The organism is Bradyrhizobium sp. Mp27 (assembly GCF_029953005.1).
In the GTDB taxonomy this organism is placed as follows: domain Bacteria; phylum Pseudomonadota; class Alphaproteobacteria; order Rhizobiales; family Xanthobacteraceae; genus Bradyrhizobium; species Bradyrhizobium barranii.
The window spans coordinates 13595-30187 of the sequence record NZ_JASAUS010000076.1; the positions used below are offsets into that span (position 1 = coordinate 13595).

General features: G+C 65.3%; 13 protein-coding genes and 1 pseudogene. 6 read left to right on the forward strand and 8 right to left on the reverse strand.

What is annotated here, in order from left to right:
* Window positions 1-18: 18 nt before the first annotated feature.
* The 7 genes from msrA to QJT78_RS30455 all read right to left on the reverse strand — a co-directional run bounded on the left by msrA (window position 19) and on the right by QJT78_RS30455 (window position 5490).
* Window positions 19-534, reverse strand: a complete 516-nt coding sequence (gene msrA / locus QJT78_RS30425) for a peptide-methionine (S)-S-oxide reductase MsrA (RefSeq protein WP_028149160.1) — start codon at window positions 532-534, stop codon at window positions 19-21.
* Window positions 535-563: 29 nt separating this feature from the next.
* The gene (locus QJT78_RS30430) at window positions 564-1034 is read right to left on the reverse strand and encodes a cupin domain-containing protein (protein WP_240537492.1); all 471 of its coding nucleotides are present in this window, start codon (window positions 1032-1034) and stop codon (window positions 564-566) included.
* 21 nt (window positions 1035-1055) lie between these two features.
* Entirely contained in the window at window positions 1056-1478 is a 423-nt protein-coding gene (locus tag QJT78_RS30435) for an OsmC family protein (RefSeq protein WP_014493564.1), read from the reverse strand.
* A gap of 121 nt (window positions 1479-1599) precedes the next feature.
* Complete coding sequence (locus QJT78_RS30440) at window positions 1600-2448, reverse strand: enoyl-CoA hydratase/isomerase family protein (protein WP_028149162.1); 849 nt, start codon at window positions 2446-2448, stop codon at window positions 1600-1602.
* Between the two features lie 65 nt (window positions 2449-2513).
* Entirely contained in the window at window positions 2514-3827 is a 1314-nt protein-coding gene (locus QJT78_RS30445) for an epoxide hydrolase family protein (protein WP_038942235.1), read from the reverse strand.
* Window positions 3828-4086: 259 nt separating this feature from the next.
* Window positions 4087-4788 carry a VOC family protein gene (locus QJT78_RS30450; protein WP_028149164.1) on the reverse strand — a complete coding sequence of 234 codons (702 nt, stop codon included), beginning with the start codon at window positions 4786-4788 and terminating at the stop codon, window positions 4087-4089.
* Window positions 4789-4821: 33 nt separating this feature from the next.
* Window positions 4822-5490 carry a sensor histidine kinase gene (locus QJT78_RS30455; protein WP_028149165.1) on the reverse strand — a complete coding sequence of 223 codons (669 nt, stop codon included), beginning with the start codon at window positions 5488-5490 and terminating at the stop codon, window positions 4822-4824.
* 329 nt (window positions 5491-5819) lie between these two features.
* Between QJT78_RS30455 and QJT78_RS30460 the strand changes: the two are divergent.
* The 6 genes and pseudogenes from QJT78_RS30460 (at window position 5820) to QJT78_RS30485 (ending at window position 13478) form a co-directional block, all read left to right on the forward strand.
* Window positions 5820-8655 (forward strand): annotated as a pseudogene (locus QJT78_RS30460) (winged helix-turn-helix domain-containing protein).
* A gap of 118 nt (window positions 8656-8773) precedes the next feature.
* Window positions 8774-9481 (forward strand): hypothetical protein, encoded by a 708-nt coding sequence (locus tag QJT78_RS30465; RefSeq protein ID WP_038942236.1) that lies wholly within the window; start codon window positions 8774-8776, stop codon window positions 9479-9481.
* Window positions 9482-9675: 194 nt separating this feature from the next.
* A complete protein-coding gene (locus QJT78_RS30470; protein WP_038942237.1) occupies window positions 9676-10374 on the forward strand; it encodes a type 1 glutamine amidotransferase domain-containing protein in 699 nt (232 codons plus the stop codon).
* A gap of 239 nt (window positions 10375-10613) precedes the next feature.
* A complete protein-coding gene (locus QJT78_RS30475; RefSeq protein WP_028149168.1) occupies window positions 10614-11570 on the forward strand; it encodes an alpha/beta hydrolase in 957 nt (318 codons plus the stop codon).
* Window positions 11571-11608: 38 nt separating this feature from the next.
* A complete protein-coding gene (locus QJT78_RS30480) occupies window positions 11609-12652 on the forward strand; it encodes an alpha/beta hydrolase (RefSeq protein WP_038942238.1) in 1044 nt (347 codons plus the stop codon).
* Between the two features lie 106 nt (window positions 12653-12758).
* Entirely contained in the window at window positions 12759-13478 is a 720-nt protein-coding gene (locus QJT78_RS30485; protein WP_028149170.1) for a hypothetical protein, read from the forward strand.
* 6 nt (window positions 13479-13484) lie between these two features.
* Here QJT78_RS30485 and QJT78_RS30490 read toward each other — a convergent pair whose 3' ends face one another.
* Window positions 13485-16364, reverse strand: a complete 2880-nt coding sequence (locus QJT78_RS30490) for a winged helix-turn-helix domain-containing protein (RefSeq protein ID WP_028149171.1) — start codon at window positions 16362-16364, stop codon at window positions 13485-13487.
* Between the last annotated feature and the right edge of the window lie 229 nt (window positions 16365-16593).

Here is a 16593-nt window from a genome sequence, read left to right on the forward strand (position 1 = left end):
CCGTACGCGACAATCCAGCTAGCCTCCCACGGCGGCCGCGCGCCTTGGCAGCTTCCAGTCGGGCCGGATGAAGTGGCAGGTGTAGCCATCGGGATAGCGCTCGAGATAATCCTGATGCTCGGGCTCGGCTTCCCAGAACTCAGCCGCGGGCGCAATTTCGGTCACCACCTTGCCGGGCCAGAGACCTGACGCCTCGACATCGGCGATGGTGTCTTCGGCAATCCGCTTCTGCTCGTCACTGGTATAGAAGATTGCCGAGCGGTAGCTCGTGCCCAGATCATTGCCCTGGCGGTTGAGCGTGGTGGGATCGTGGATCTGGAAGAAGAACTCCAGCATGGTCCGGAAGCTCGTCTTCGCGGGATTGAAGATGATCTCGATCGCCTCGGCGTGGCCCTCGTGATTGCGATAGGTGGCGTTCTTCACATGCCCGCCGGTGTAACCGACTCGAGTGGAGATCACCCCCGGCTGCCTGCGGATCAGATCCTGCATGCCCCAGAAGCAGCCTCCGGCCAAAACTGCGCGCTCTGTCGTCATCTGATACTCCATTCGTTTCGTCGAGATAGTCAGCGCTTGTCCGCCGCCGGATGCAAGCGCGGGTCATCGTGGTCATCGTGATATTCGAGGCCCAGCGGCCCGATGGCGGAGACCTGTGTGACGTATTCGCCGGACTTCGCCCAGTGAAAATGCCAGGTCTCGCCGGGCAGCACGATAACGCTGCCCGGCGGATAGGCTTTCACCTGGTCGCCATCAAAACGCTCGCCGAGGCCGATGTAGAACACACCTGACATGACCGTGTAGATGCGATCTTCCGGATGCTTGTGCGGCATCAGTTTCGTGCCCCCGGGCACCTTCACCCGGACCACGTAAGGTCCGGGTTCGCTGGGATGGCCGACCATCACGGCCAGCCGCGCGCCCGGCGGGAACGCAGGGAACGGTTGCCAAGCGATGTCCTCGGGGAAAGTCGCCCGGAACCTGTCTTCATCCGGCTGATGCTGGCGAGGCAGATCTTGGCGAGACAGATCTTGGCGAGGCATGGCACCGCTCCCTGTGTTGGATCAGGTCAATTTGGCGTCGAGCGTGATCGCGGCGTTGAGCACCTTCGACACCGGACAGTTCTTCTCGGCCTCGCCGGCGATCTTGGCGAAACCTGCGTCGTCAAGGTTCGGCACCTTGGCGCGAAGCGTCAGTGCCGACTTGCTGATCTTGAAGCCCTTGCCTTCCGGCTCGAGCGTGATGGCGGCTTCCGTCGACAGCTCGTCCGGCGTGAAGCCGGCGAGCTGAAGGCCGAAGGCCAGTGCCATGGTAAAGCAACCGGCATGGGCCGCGGCGATCAACTCCTCGGGATTGGTGCCCTTCTCGTTCTCGAAGCGGGTCTTGAACGAATAGGGCGTCCCGGCGAGCACGCCGGATTCGCTTGACAGATGGCCGGTGCCGTCGCGACCGGTGCCCTTCCAGACTGCTGTTGCCTTGCGGATCATCTCAATTCTCCTTGTTGGTTTTTAAGTTGGTCTTTGGCACCGGTGCTCGGTAGCGGAGGAAAGCGACATTGGCACGACCGCCTGTCACCCCTCCAACCGGCCGAACGCCACAGCGGTTCCGTTAGCCGCTGATTTGACCCACATGGAAGCCGAGCCGGTTCTCGACGTCGCCGGCGCGGTGGAAGCCGCGCGCCATCAGCGCCTTGATGCGGGTCTGGCTGGCGGGACGGCCGAGCGCGGCCAGGAACGCGTCCCACTCCGGCTTGATCTCGTCATCCGGCGGCAGGCTCGCAACATCGACGAGACGCTTGGTCTCGGCGATCGCCTCCTTGTCGAACGACGCAATGCGCATGGCGAGCGCCTCGACGAAGCCGTCGAGCTCCGCATCCGGCAGCGAACGGTTCACGTAGCCGTAACGCTCGGCGAGATCGCCGTGGATGTCGTCGGCACCGAGCAACACTTCGAGCGCGCGGCCTCGGCCCATCAGCCGCGGCAACCGGGCCATCGGCCCGCCGCCGGGCACGAGTCCCGCGCCGACCTCCCATTGCGACAGGATCGCCTTCTCGCGGCTGGCAAAGCGCATGTCGCTGGCCAGCGCGAGCTCGCTGCCGACCCCGGTCGCACGGCCCCGGATCGAGGCAATGGAGACGACCGGCGCGCGGCTGAGGCGCACCAGCATGTCAGGCAGCGCCTGCAGGCCGGTCGGCCCCGGAGGAACGCCGAGAGAGTCCTCCAGCGGCGCTAGGAAGTCGTAATGCGTGATGAAGAAGTCTTCGACGGCGCTGTCGAATACGACGACCTTCACGTCCGGATCGGTCTCAATCGCGGTAATGATGTCGTTGAGCAGCGGAAGGTGCTTCGGGCCGAAGATGTTCACCGGCGGCATGTCGAAGGTGACGCGCCAGTATGTCGGCAGGCGACGCTCCAGGCGAATGTCCTCGGTGGTGAAGATCTGTACGGGGCGGCTCATTGTTCGCACTCCTGATATGTGTGTTCGGAAAAGGGACGCACGGCAGCGCGCGTCCCCTGCTCGGTTCAGATCGACTGGCGCAGCGGGCGGAAGGCGGTGCGCATTTCCGCAGAGAACAGCGCGGGCTGCTCCCACGCTGCGAAGTGGCCGCCCTTGTCGAGGCGGTTGTAGTGCATCAGCTTCGGATAGGCCTTCTCGGCCCAGCTGCGCGGCGCGGCATAGATCTCGTCAGGGAACACGCTGACGGCGACCGGGATCTTGATGTGCTTGGGCGCGAAGAACACCAGCTTGTTCTCCCAGTAGAGCCGCGCCGACGTCACCGCGGTGTTGGTGAGCCAGTAGAGCGTGATGTTGTCGATCACGTCGTCCCGCGACAGGCCTTCGGTCTTGCCGTCGAACACCCGCGCGATCATCCCAGCACTGCGTGCGTCGTGATCGAGCATCCAGGATGCAAGGCCGGCCGGCGAGTCCACGAGGCCATAGAGCGTCTGCGGCCGGTTCGACATCTCGATCGCGTAGCCGAGGCCATGCTTGTAGAAATCATCGAGCTGGTCGTAGGCAATGCGCTCGTCGGCCGAGAGGTTTGACGGCCGCGTCCCGCCCGGCTGAAGCGCCTTTGCGATGTCGTCGGGAACGGTGGCGGGCATGTTGGTGTGAATGCCGAGCAGCTCCGGCGGTGCGATCACCGCCATCTGCTCGGTGACGGCATTGCCCCAATCGCCGCCCTGCGCCACGTAGCGGTTGTAGCCGAGGCGCTTCATCAGCACGATCCAGGCGCGCGCGATGCGCTGAGGATCCCAGCCGAGCTCCGTCGGCTTGCCGGAGAAGCCGTGGCCCGGAAGCGAGGGGATCACCAGGTCGAATGCATCCGCGGCCTTCGCGCCATGCGCGGTGGGATCGGTGAGCGGGCCGACGATCTTCATCTGCTCGATGATCGAGCCGGGCCAGCCATGCGTGACGACCATCGGCAGCGCATTCTCGTGGCGGGAGCGGATGTGAATGAAGTGGATGTCGACGCCGTCGATCTCGGTGACGAATTGCGGCAAGGCGTTCAGCCGCGCCTCCATCTTGCGCCAGTCGTAGTCGTTCTGCCAGTACCGCACGAGCTGCTGGAGCGTCGTGAGCTGCACGCCCTGCGATTGGTCGGCGACGATCTCGCGATCGGGCCAGCGGGTCGCTGCGAGGCGGCGGCGGAGGTCAAGCAGATCTTCCTCGGGCACGCTGACGCGGAACGGCCGGATGGCACCGCTTGCAGCGGCCTTGGCCGGACGCAGCGGCAGCAGGCTCGCCACGCTCGCAGCAACCGCGGTCATCGCGGCCTGGCTCAGCAATTGACGGCGGTCGGGATTGAGAATGTCGGCTCGTGCTTGCGTTGTCATGGCGGATCTCCCTTGCTCTGGTCGGTGACGCCAACCGAATTTCGAAATCGACGCGTCGGTTTGTCGTGAAGAGAGATTGGCGCAGGTCCTGGCAATTAGCTCGTTATCGGTTGTTAGGCCGCGTTAGCCGTTGCGAGTCCGCGGGATGCAAGAGAGCGAGCGTCGATGACGATGCGCGCGATGCAGAAGCGACACGGCGCGCGACGAGTTCGATCGGCGCGCGCCTGTCTGTGAATTCAGGAGATGGGTTCATTACAACTCAGGAGGGCAGCGGTTGGCCAGCCTGCTCGCGGACGATGTAGTCGGCATACCAGTCCGCCCAGTTCTCGTCGTGTCCGCCGATGCGCTTCTCGTGCTCACCATGCGCGACAGCGGCACGTCGCAGGGTTGCGGCCAGATCGGCCGTTGAGCCAAACGTCGTGCCGTCACCCGCGATGCGTCCAGGCAGGCGCGTCGTGACCTCCTGGAACAGCCAGCCATTGCCGTCGGGATCGCTGAACGGGGCAAACGAGCTGTAGCTGCCGCGCTTCGGGTCAGCACCGCTGACCCGGACGCTGCCGAACAGATACGGCTCGTCCGGACCGGCGTGAACGTCGCCCGCACCATGGAATGGTGCGCTCACCGCGATGCCACGGTCGAGCAGATCCCGTCGCGCCGCCGCCAGATCGGAGACGATCAGGTACAGCCCGCGCGCCGAACCCGGCGCTGCCGGTGTAACGTTCTTGCCGAAGATCACCGAACAGGCCGAACCCGGCGGCGTGAACTGGATCACGCGCCATTCGTCACCTGAGGCAAAATCGGCGTCCAATCGCCAGCCGAGGCGCGCGTAGAACGCCTTGGCGCGGTCGACATCCGACACGGGGATGACGACGATCTCGAGCTTCAGATCAACGCCACGCGATGTCGAAGATGTGTTCGGAGACCCGGCCGCGGCGTCGCGGTCGATTTCGGTGGTGGCCATGTTGAACTCCCTGAGTTGAAATTGAAGCGAGCTTCAAGCGGCAGTGGGCATCACGATCGTCACGCGTGTGCCGCCCTGGCTCGCCTCGCCCTGCAACCGCGCGTCGATACTGCGTGCGAGCCCTTCAAGGATGCGGCTGCCGGTGCCCTGAAGCGGACCGGTCGCGCCGATGCCGTTGTCAGCCACCGTGCAGAGCCAGGCGCCGTCGCGGTTGGCCATTTCGATGCGGATCAGCGCATCGTTCCTGTCCGGGAAGGCATGTTTGGCGGCATTCGTGACCAGCTCCGTCAGCATCAACGCCAGCCGATGACACTGCGATGCCGGCAGTGCCCCGCTCTCGATCGCTGCCTCGCAGCGGATGCCGGCCGGTTCCAGCACTGCCTCGGAGAGCGCCTCGCACAGGTTTTCGAAGAAGGCCTCGACGGAGACGGCGGTCAGACTGTCGCTGTCGGACAGAAGCTGATAGAGCCTGCCGAACGCGACGATGCGCTGCTCGAACCGGTCCACCGCGCCCGACATATCCCTGGTGCCCGGCCGCGAGAAGTCGCGGCGGACTGACGCACCCAACAGCGTCAGCGTGTTCTTCATCCGATGGTGGGATTCCCGCAGCACGAGTTCCCAATCACGCGACTGATCATCAAGGCTGGCAATGTGCTGAGAACGAACGAAATGGTCGCTCGTCTCCAAGCCGATAGCGGACATGATAGCCTCCCCGTTGGATCTAGGACCTAACTCGAAGCCTATACTGGATGCACCGCGCGCGTTTTGCTCGTTAGACGTTGCAAGATTTTGTTATGATCGGCGGCATCACAAGTTGGCGGCCAGACCGTCCTATCGACGGTCAAGCACACTGACGGGTCGTCCCGATCGCTTCCCAAGCCGCTCGCGTTTAAGCGAAATTTGTCACACATCATCCCGGTGCGGCCGGATGATTTGCCGCGCGATTTCGCCACTTTCGACCAGTTTACTCATAACCTCGTTCTGCTAGATCAGGATGCGGACAACAGCCCCTTCACTGGATTCATTGGCGCGTGGTGGACACTAACGACCAGGATGCGGCGATTTCCTTCGGGCCATTCCGGCTGTACGCAAGGTCACGCCTGCTCGAGAAGGACGGCGCTCCGCTTCACCTCGGCGGCCGCGCACTCGACATCCTCATTTTTCTCGTCGAGCGCGCCGGCGAGGTCATCGACAAGCGTGAGTTGATCAAGCGCGTCTGGGCCGACGTGACGGTCGATGAAGGCAGCCTGCGCTTCCACATCACGACGCTGCGCAAGGCCTTGGGGGATGCCGGCGAAGGCTCCCGCTATGTCGTCAACGTGCCCGGCCGAGGCTATTGCTTCGCTGGCCCGCTGGCCCGGTCCGAATCGTCGGAGACGCGGACAGGCCCGGCCGTCCCGTCACCTCACATACTGCCGCCGCCGCTTGCCAGGATGATCGGACGAGACGACGCGGTCGAGCGGATTTCCACCGAGCTTGCGCAGCATCGCTTCGTGACAATTGTCGGCCCCGGCGGGATTGGCAAGACTTCCGTCGCGCTCGCCGTCGCGCATCGCGAGCTCCAGGCCTTCGGCGGTCAGGTCAACTTCGTTGATTTCGGCGCGCTGACGGATGCCAGGCTCGTTCCAAGCACCATCGCCGCCACGCTCGGCCTGACGGTCAATTCCGAGGACCCGATGCCGGGCCTGCTGACGGTGCTGCGCAACCGTCAAATGCTGCTGATCTTCGACAGCTGTGAGCACATCATCGACGAGCTCGCGCCCCTGGCCGAGCACATCGTCCAGGAGGCGCCCGAGCTGCATATTCTCGCCACCAGCCGCGAATCCTTTCGCACCGAAGGCGAACGCGTCCACCGGTTGTTTCCACTGGACTGCCCGCCCCAGCGCGATGGGCTCGGCATCGCCGACATCCTTGCCTATCCCGCAAGCCAGCTCTTCGTGGAACGCATTGCCGAGAGCCTGGGCGAATTCGAACTGAGCGAGGAGGATGCGCCGCTTGTCGCCGAGATCTGCCGGCGACTGGACGGCATCGCGCTCGCGATCGAGCTCGCCGCCGGACGCGTGAATGCCTATGGCATTGCCGGGACCGCCTCGCTGCTCGACAGCCGCTTCTCGCTGCTGTGGCGGGGACGCCGTACGGCGATCCCGCGGCACCAGACCCTGAGCGCCGCGCTCGCCTGGAGCTATGATCTGTTGCCGGCAGCCGAAAGCGCGACGCTGCGCGGTTTGTCGGTGTTCGTCGGGCCATTCACGATGGAGGCCGCGCTCGCCGTTGCGTTCAGCCAGGGCATCAGCGAGCCCGAGGCGGTCGAGGCGATCTCGAACCTGCTCTCCAAATCGCTGATCGCAACCTCACCTGCGGAGCGGCGGCTGCGCTATCGTCTGCTCGACACCACCCGCGCCTTCGTCGGCGCCAAGCTCGTCGAGAACGGCGAAGCGCCCCGTGTCGCGCGCGCTCACGCCGAATATTTCCGCGACTTCCTGCGCGACATCGCGCTCAAATCCACGGGCATGCAGACCGCGGGCGGCTTCCTTCCCTATGCCGACCATTTGCCCAATGTCAGGGCCGCGCTGACCTGGAGCTTTTCGGATAGCGCCGACCGGACGATCGGCGTGGATCTGGCGGCTTCGGCGGCCCAGTTTTTCCTCGAACTGACATTGCTGACGGAGTGCTATCGCTGGACGAAGCAGGCGCTTGTCTCTCTCGATACGAATTCGATCGACCGCCGCCAGGAGATGACGTTGCAGGCCGCGCTCGGCGTCTCCGTGATGTTCACGCAGGGCAATACCGAAGCGGTCCGGTCGGCGTTCACACGCAGCCTTCAGCTTGCGCGGGATCTCGAGGATCTGCACTGGCAGCTCTGGCTGCTGCGCGGATTGCACATCTACCTGACCAGGGTCGGGGATTTTCACGGGGCGCTCGGCACCGGCGAGCAGGGCGAGAGCGCTGCGCGCAAGCTGAATGATCCGGCCGCCGCGCTGAACGTGGAATGGATGCTGGGCGTCGCGCACCATCTGATCGGCAATCAGGACAAGGCCGTGCAGTTCTGCGAGAGCGCGATGGTGCACAATCCCGGCTCGCAGCGGCTGAACATCGGGCATCTCGGTTATGACGACCGCATCGTCGCGCTGGTCGCGCGGGCTCTGGCTCACCGGCCGGCCCGATCGCGCGATCGAGGCGGCGAGATACACCGTTCGCGAGGCCGAACTGCTCGAACAACCCCTCACCCTCGGCATCTCCCTGATCTGGACGATCTACGTGTTCCTCTGGGTCGGCGACTGGGCCAATGCCGAAATCCTGATCGAGCGGCTGATCGACCATTCGGCGCGGCACTTCCTCGGTCCCTATCACGCCGTCGGCATCGGCCAGAAGGGCGAGCTCATGCTTCGCCGCGGCGACACCGCCGGCGGGATCGAGCATCTTCGCCGCAGCCAGGCCACGCTGTACGCGACGCGGCACCGGATCATGACGACGGTGTTTGCGACGGCGCTGGCGGAGGGCCTCGTGGCGGAGAACCAGCCGGACGAGGCCCTGCGCACGATCAATGAGGCCATCGCGCAGATTCCAGATCATGGCGAATCCTTCGACATGCCCGAGATGCTCCGGGTCAAGGGCGACATCCTCGTCCGGTCGGGAAACACCGCGGAGGCCGAGCGCTGCTTCCGGAAATCGCTCGATCTGTCGCGCCGGCAGTGCGCGCTCGGCTGGGAGCTGCGGGGGGCGATCAGCCTCGGCCGGGTCTGGCGCCAGGCCGGACAAGCGGGCGAAGCACGCGCTCTGCTCGCCCCGCTCGTCGCTCGATACCAGGAAGGCCTCCAGACCCGCGATCTCGTGGCCGCCAGGGAGCTGTTGAGCGCGCTGAATTGACAGTATCTTCAACGAGATACCGCCCAAGCACCTGCTCGCAACTCCTAACAACTTCTAACACGCCAAGCCGCATCCGCCCCGCCATGGTGGTGGCACTTCACGGTGGATATGGCGGGATATGGCGCTTCTTGACGATGTAATTGATGCCAGCGGCGGTATGGCCCGCTGGAATAGCTTGACCCGATTCACGCTCCACCTTTCCGTCGGCGGCTCGTTGTTCTCCAGCGCCGGACATGCCAGCGAATTCAAGGACGTGACGGCGGAGGGCTCGACCCGCGCCCAGTCGGTCCGCTTCACCGGCATCACCGGGGGTGAACACTCCGGCTGCTTTCAGCCGGACGCGATCACGATCGAGAGCCTCGAGGGTGAGGTCCTGCGCACCTGGGATAACCCGAGCCTTGCATTTCCCGAGACCGGCTCTCCTGCGCTCGCGGACGAACTGCACCTCGTCCTCTTCTGCGGCGTTGCGATCTGGAATTATCTGACCAACCCATTTCTGCTCGCCCATCCCGACGTCGTCACGGAGGAGCTTCCGCCGTGGCGCGAAAACGCTGACACGTGGCGTCGGCTGCGCGCGCAGTTCCCGCCGAACCTGATCACGCTCGCGCCCGAGCAGATCTTCTACTTCGACGAGAACGCGCTGCAACGGCGGACGGATCACGATCTGTTCGGAAACAAGGTCGCGCATTATTCCTGGGCCCATGACAGCTTCGGCGGCATCGTCGTGCCGACATTGCGGCGTGTGCAGACGCTGCGGCCTGATGGAAGCGTGATCGCCAGGCCCGTGCTGATGGACGTCGAGATCTTCGACGCCGTGTTCGAGTAGCGGTGGCGACGCGCGAGAGCGGGAACCGTTCACTGCTCTCAACGCCTAACAATACATAACGAGCTAACACGCGGCCTTGGGTGCAACATTGGGCTCATGAGCAACGAAGTGTCGTGCTCGAACGAGACCGAGGCCGGCGCACCTCCACCACGAGGGAATGCGTCATTGCAGCGAACGCACTCAAGGAGATCGTCATGAAGATTCTTATGGTTATCACCTCCCACGACCAGCTCGGCAACACCGGACGCAAGACCGGGTTCTGGCTCGAGGAGCTCGCCGCCCCCTACTACGTGTTCAAGGATTCCGGCGCGGAGATCACGCTGGCTTCGCCCAAAGGCGGCCGGCCGCCACTCGATCCCAAGAGCAACGAGCCCGAGTTCCGCACCGACCTGACGCTGCGCTTCGAGGCGGACGCTGCCGCTGAAGCCCAGCTCGACAAGACGGTGCGCCTCGACAGCGTCAAGCAGGAAGACTTCGACACGCTGTTCTATCCCGGCGGTCACGGCCCGATGTGGGACCTCGCCGAAGACAAGGACTCGGTCAAGCTGATCGAATCCTTCCTCGCCGCCGGCAAGACCATCGCGGTGGTGTGTCACTCGACCGGTGCGCTGCGCCACGTCAAGACGGCCGATGGCAAGCCTTTGGTCGAGGGCAAGGAGGTGACCGGCTTCACCAACGGCGAGGAAGAGGACGTGGGCCTGACCCATGTCGTGCCGTTCCTCGTAGAGGACGAGATGTTGAAGCTCGGCGCGGTCTTCTCGAAAACGGCGAACTGGGGCGTACACGTCGTCAGCGCGGGCCAGCTCATCACGGGACAGAATCCGCACTCCTCCGGCCCGGCCGCGCAGACGCTACTCGCCGCCCTCGCCAGGAAGGCTAAGTCGGCCGCGTAAGTTAGGCTCGCATCGGAGCGGTGCTCATCAATGAGCACCGTTCCGGCACTGACCGGACACATCGAGGACGATGACGAAAGCTTTACGCCGGAGCTTACGAATGTGATCCGGCGAGCGGAAGCTACTGCGCACAACAGCGATCACGGTGGCAGCCGTGCCGCTTAATCCCGTCAGAGCGGTTGCTGGCGCATGACGAGCCGGCGCATCTCGACGCGACACGCCCACATAGGAGCGATGACATGAACATTCCAGCCACCCTCGCCCTCTCGGCCGCGCTGGCCTGCGCGACCGTGCAGGCCTCGGCACAGGATCTGCGGTCGAGCCGACGCTCGATCAGCTATCACACGATCGATATCGGGGGTCTCAATATCTTCTACCGCGAGGCCGGGCCCGCCGACGCGCCGACCGTGTTGCTGCTGCACGGCTTTCCCTCCTCGTCGCGGATGTGGGAGCCTCTGCTGCCGCTGCTCGCCGACAAATATCACCTGATCGCGCCCGATTATCCCGGCTTCGGCAACAGCAGCGCGCCGCCACCGTCCGACTTCACCTACACTTTTGACAACATCGCCGGCGTGATGGGCGAACTGACGAACAAGCTCGGCCTGACCAACTACGTGATGTTCATGCAGGACTATGGCGGCCCGGTCGGCTTCCGCATGGCACTGGCGCATCCCGAGCGCGTTCGCGCCATCATGATCCAGAATGCCGTTTCGCATGAGCAAGGCTTGAGCTCGCTCTGGGAAGCGCGTCGCAGATACTGGGCTGATCCGGCGCATGAGCTCGAGGCGCTCAAGACCAACTTCACATCCTTGGCCGCGACGCGCCAGCGGCACCTCGGCTCAAGCCCGCACCCCGAGCGCTACGACCCCGATAGCTGGACCGACGAATACGCGTTCCTGACGCGTCCCGGTGAGGCCGAGATCCAGACTACGCTGTTCCTGGATTACCGGACCAACGTCGCCTCCTATCCGAAATGGCAGGACTGGCTGCGCAAGACGCGGCCGCCGACGCTGGTGGTCTGGGGCAAGTACGATCCGTCCTTCGCCGTCGCCGGCGCTTCGGCCTATCGCGACGATGTGCCGGATGCGGAGGTCCACATCCTCGAAGCCGGCCACTTCGCGCTCGACGAGGCGACCGACGAGATCGCCACGCTGGTCCGCGACTTCCTTGCGCGTCTGGATGGGCACAAGGGGTGACGGCGACTTGCACAATGCACCGACCACAGGAGGCACACATGCCCGACAACATCAGCCACGAGCGACGTCGTTTCGTCGGCAGGGCTGCGATGGCGCTTGCCGCGACCCAGCTTGCGCTGAGCACGACGGCTACGGCGAAGCCGGCGAAGTCCGCCGCCGTCGTCAAGCCCGGCGCCAACACCACGTTCGCGTCCCTGAAACAGATCGACGCCGGCCTCCTCAACGTCGGCTATGCCGAGGCGGGTCCCGCGGATGGCCCGCCCGTGATCCTGCTGCATGGCTGGCCCTATGACATCTACGCCTTCGTCGATGTCGCACCGCTGCTCGCCGCGGCCGGCCGCCGCGTGATCGTGCCTTACCTGCGCGGCTACGGCAGCACGCGTTTCCTCTCCGACTCGACGATGCGGAACGGGCAGCCGGCGGCGATCGCGGCCGACATCGTCGCCCTGATGGACGCGCTTGGAATCGACAAGGCGACGATTGCCGGCTTCGACTGGGGTGCGCGCACCGCCAACATCATCGCTGCGCTCCGGCCGGAGCGGGTTAAGGCGATGGTCTCGGTGAGCGGCTACCTGATCGGCAGCCAGCAGGCCGGCAAGATGCCGCTGCCGCCGAAGGCCGAGTTGCAATGGTGGTACCAGTTCTATTTCGCCACCGAGCGCGGCCGCGAGGGCTACGACAAGTACCGCCACGATTTCTCGAAGCTGATCTGGCAGCTCGCTTCGCCCCAATGGCATTTCGACGACGCCACCTTCGATCGCAGCGCGAAGGCATTCGACAATCCGGACCATGTGGCGATCGTGATCCACAATTATCGCTGGCGGCTGGGCCTCGCCGAAGGCGAAGCGAAATACGCCGACGACGAGGCACGGCTGGCGCAGGCGCCCGTGATCGCCGTGCCCACCATCACCATGGAGGGCGACGCCAACGGCGCGCCGCATCCTGAACCGTCCGCCTACGCGAAGAAATTCTCCGGGCGTTATTCGCACCGGACCATCCAGGGCGGTATAGGCCACAATCTGCCGCAAGAGGCGCCGAAGGCCTTAGCCGACGCGGTGCTGGACGTCATGGCCGAAGCCTAGGCGCCGGACCCGCCAACGGCACTTAACAACGCTTAACGGGCGGTCGTCTGCGCACGGGGGTATCTCTATTGGGGCGACACCACCGATGCGAGAGGAAAACAGCCGGATGATTCCGCTGCTGGCGAATGCGATCGAGGCCCATGGCGGGCTCGACCGATGGAATGCCCACGAGCGCCTCACCGCCACGATCGTGACGGGCGGCGACCTCTGGATATTGAAGGGCGTCGATCAGGAGCAGGCGCCGCGCACGATGCGGATCGAGCTGCATCGGGAGCGGGCTTCCGTGGAGCCGTTCGGCAAGCCTGGCCAGCGCACCGACTTCAGCCCGGAGCGGATTGCCATCGTGGCTGCGGACGGCCGCATCGTCGCGGAGCGCAACAATCCGCGCGCCGCGTTCGCGCGGCACGATATGCGCACGCATTGGGATCCGCTGCATCGCGCCTATTTCAACGGCTATGCGCTCTGGACCTACATGACTGCGCCGTTCCTGCTGGCGACGGATGGGTTCCAGGTCCGGGAGATCGCACCCTGGCGCGAGGGCGCGGAGGTCTGGCGCGGATTGCGGGCGACCTTCCCGGCCGTGATCGCAAGCCACAGCGCCGAGCAGGATTTCTATTTTGGGCCCGACATGCTCATCCGCCGACATGATTACCGGGTCGAGATCGCCGGCAATTTTCCGGCAGCTCAGTACGTATCCGATACCGTCACCGTTGACGGCTTCATTCTCCCGACCCGCCGGCGCATCTATCTGCGCGGCGACGATCTGATGCCGCTGCGTGATGAGCTGATGGTGTCGATCGATCTCGCGGATCTCCGGTTCGACTGAGCCTTGTCAGGCTGATGCCTCGTCGAGCACGAGCCGCGCTGCCTTCAAATCCGCCGTCTCGAATCCTTCCGAGAACCGGGCATAGGTTGCGGCGAGATCGTCGAGCGGATTCTTGATGCCCTGCCGAAGCCGAAGTGTCGCGAGCGACATCTCCGTCCGCAATCGCCAGGACAGCGCGCCCTGCTGCTCCGCCAGCGCGAGCGATGCGGCAAGGCTCGCTTCGGCGGCACCGAGATCACCGGTCCGCGCTTCGAGGTCGCCGCGCCGGCGCAGGAGCTCGGGCATGTCAAAACCTCCGCCGCCCAGCTCGACGCGGGCGATCGTCTCGTGCAGGACCTGCAGCCCTTCCGTCAACCGTCCCAGCGCCGCCAGTCCCTGCGACAGGTCCGCGGCGAACGCGGATGCGTAGAGCTCGTAGCGATCCGCATGCAGGCGCGGCAGCGCGCTCCGCAGCAGATCGACACCGCCGGCCAGCTCGCCGCGGGCGATCATCGTCTGCGCGCGAAAGCCGGTCGCGACGGCTTCGTACGGCGCGAGCCCGTGCAAATTCGCATGGGTCGCGAGGCGCCCCGTCATCGTCTCGACGGCGGCCCAGTCGCCGACCCAGCCGAACACCGAGGATGACCAGCACAGCGCGATGCAATGCATCACCACGTCGCGCGGCGCGGCGGCGCCGACGAGCGGGCGGACGCAATCGAGTGCGCGGTCGGGAAAGCCACGCAGCCACAGCACCCGTGCGAGCGGAATCTGCGGCGTGCGCGAATAGGCGAAATGCCCGGGCTCCGTCCCGCGCAGCGCGGCGTCGTCGCGCACGCCTTCGTCGAGATGGGCCTGCGCCTCGGCCTGGTCGCCGGCGAGATGATAGGACACGCCGAGAAGCGCCTTGCTGCCTGCGATCCCCGCGGTGTCGCCGATCTGGCGGGCGATGCGCTCGGCCTGGCGTGCTGTCGGCACGAGGTGCCTATAGTCGCCGGTGCGGCGATAGAACATGTTCAGCCGCGACAGCAGGCGGAACGCATTGGCGTGATCGTCGAGCGCTTCCGCGATCTCCAGCCCGCGCCGCAGTGCGGCCTCGGCCTGCTCGCTGTTGCGCTCCGTGAACATGAAGGCGTGGCCGAGCGTCGACTGCAGCTCGAGTTCCCATTTGCCGCCCTGGTTGGCATCGTCGAGCATCGCGAGCGCGCGGCCCGACCAGATGCGCGCCTCGTTCAGCAGGTTGAGCTCGACGAACAGCCTTGCGGCGCTGCCGGCGAGCGGCACGCGCAAGGCGGTACCGTCGTGGTTGGCAAAACTCCATTCCAGCGCCGCACGGGCATCTGCGAGCAGGCTCGCGCGCGCCAGCAGGCGCGAAGCCGGGTCGCCGCCCTGCTCCGCCATGCCGGCTTCGAGCGTGCGCTGGACATAGGCCGTGTGACGGCGTGCGATCGCCGCCGCTTCGCCTGCGTCGACCAGCTTCTGCATCGCATAGGCGCGCGTGGCATCCAGCAGGCGATAGCGCCGCGATGCGCCATCGGGCTGCGCCGACACCAGCGACTTGGCCACGAGCTGCTCCAGCGCATCGACGACGCGGTCGGCCGCGGCGCCCTCATCCGCGGCGACTGCGATCGCCCCCTTGAGCGTGAAGGGGCCTGCGAAGATGGCGAGTCGCTGAAGCACCGTGCGTTCGCTCTCGCCGATCAGGCCAAAACTCCAGTCGAGCGTCGCGCCGAGCGTCTGCTGCCGTGGCGGCGCCGTTCGCCGTCCGCGCCATTCGAGCTTGAGCCTGGAGTCGAGCAGCGCGGCCATCTCCCGCAATCCGTAGACGCCGACGCGCACGGCGGCGAGCTCGATCGCGAGCGCGATGCCGTCGAGCTTGCCGCAGATCTCGGCCAGGACCTCGGCATCCTCGTCCGTGATATCGCCGCGATGGCCTGCGGCCGCGGCACGATCGATGAACAGCTGCGCGGCCGGATAATCCAGCACTTCGCCGGCACTGAGGCGGGCGCCTTGCGGCGGGCCGGCCAGCGGAACGAGCTCGAAGATCTGCTCGCCTTCCACCAGCAGCGACTCGCGGCTGGTGGCGAGAATGGCGATGCCCGGCGCCTCGCGATAGATGTTTTCGGCCAGACGCGCGACCTCGTCGATGACGTGCTCGCAACTGTCGAGGATGAGAAGCTGCCGCCGTCCGCGCAGAAAATTGACGATGCTGCCTGAGGGATCATCGTGATGCACGACGAGGCCTAGAGCGGCGGCAACCGTGCTCGCGACCAGCGTGGCGTCCTTCAGTGGGCCGAATTCGAGGAAATGAACGTGGCCCTCGAACGCCTGCCACATGTCATGCGCGAGCGCCGTCGCAACCGTGGTCTTGCCGATGCCGCCCGGTCCTCGCAGCGTGACGAAGCGGTCGCTCAGCAGACGCGCCGACAACTCGGGCAGCACGTCGTCCCGACCGATCATCCGGTCCAGTCGATGTGGCAAGGCCGCAGGCGCCGCCGTTCTTTCAGGTGCACGCGGCGCGAGTGCCGGAGCGGCGTTGCGCTCGCCACGTTGCACAGGCGCGACGAAGCAATAGCCGCGGCTCGGGACGTTGGTGATATAGCGGGCCCCGTCCTTGCCGTCGCCAAGCACCTTGCGCAGCTCCGCGACGTGGACGCGCAGGCTGATCTCCTCGACCGCGAGGCCGGACCACGCGTAGCTCAAAATCTCGTTCTTCGGCACCACTTCGCCGGCACGGCTGAGGAGCAGGCGCAGAATGTCCATCGCGCGGCTGCCGAGCTTGACCGGCGCCCCGTCCCTCTCGAGCAACCGCGACCGCAGCGAAAACGGTCCGAACGAGACTGCGTCGAAATCAAGGCTCGCCTTGGCTCCATTGCCGGGCGAGCCATGTCCTGCCGGGGGTACGGTCACTTCTGACTCATCTTGACGGCCATTTCATTCAAATGCGCGGCGACTATACCCGCCATCGATGCGCGGTCCAGCGAGGCACCGCGCCGGCCTCATACCGGCACATCGATCGCCGCGCGATGTTCTGCAATGTCCTCACACCGCGCCGATCTGCGCAAATAATTGAAAAGCTGGACAAAATCAAACGTCCTGCGGCGGGCTGTCACACTTCAGGCGCTCGCACAAAATCTAA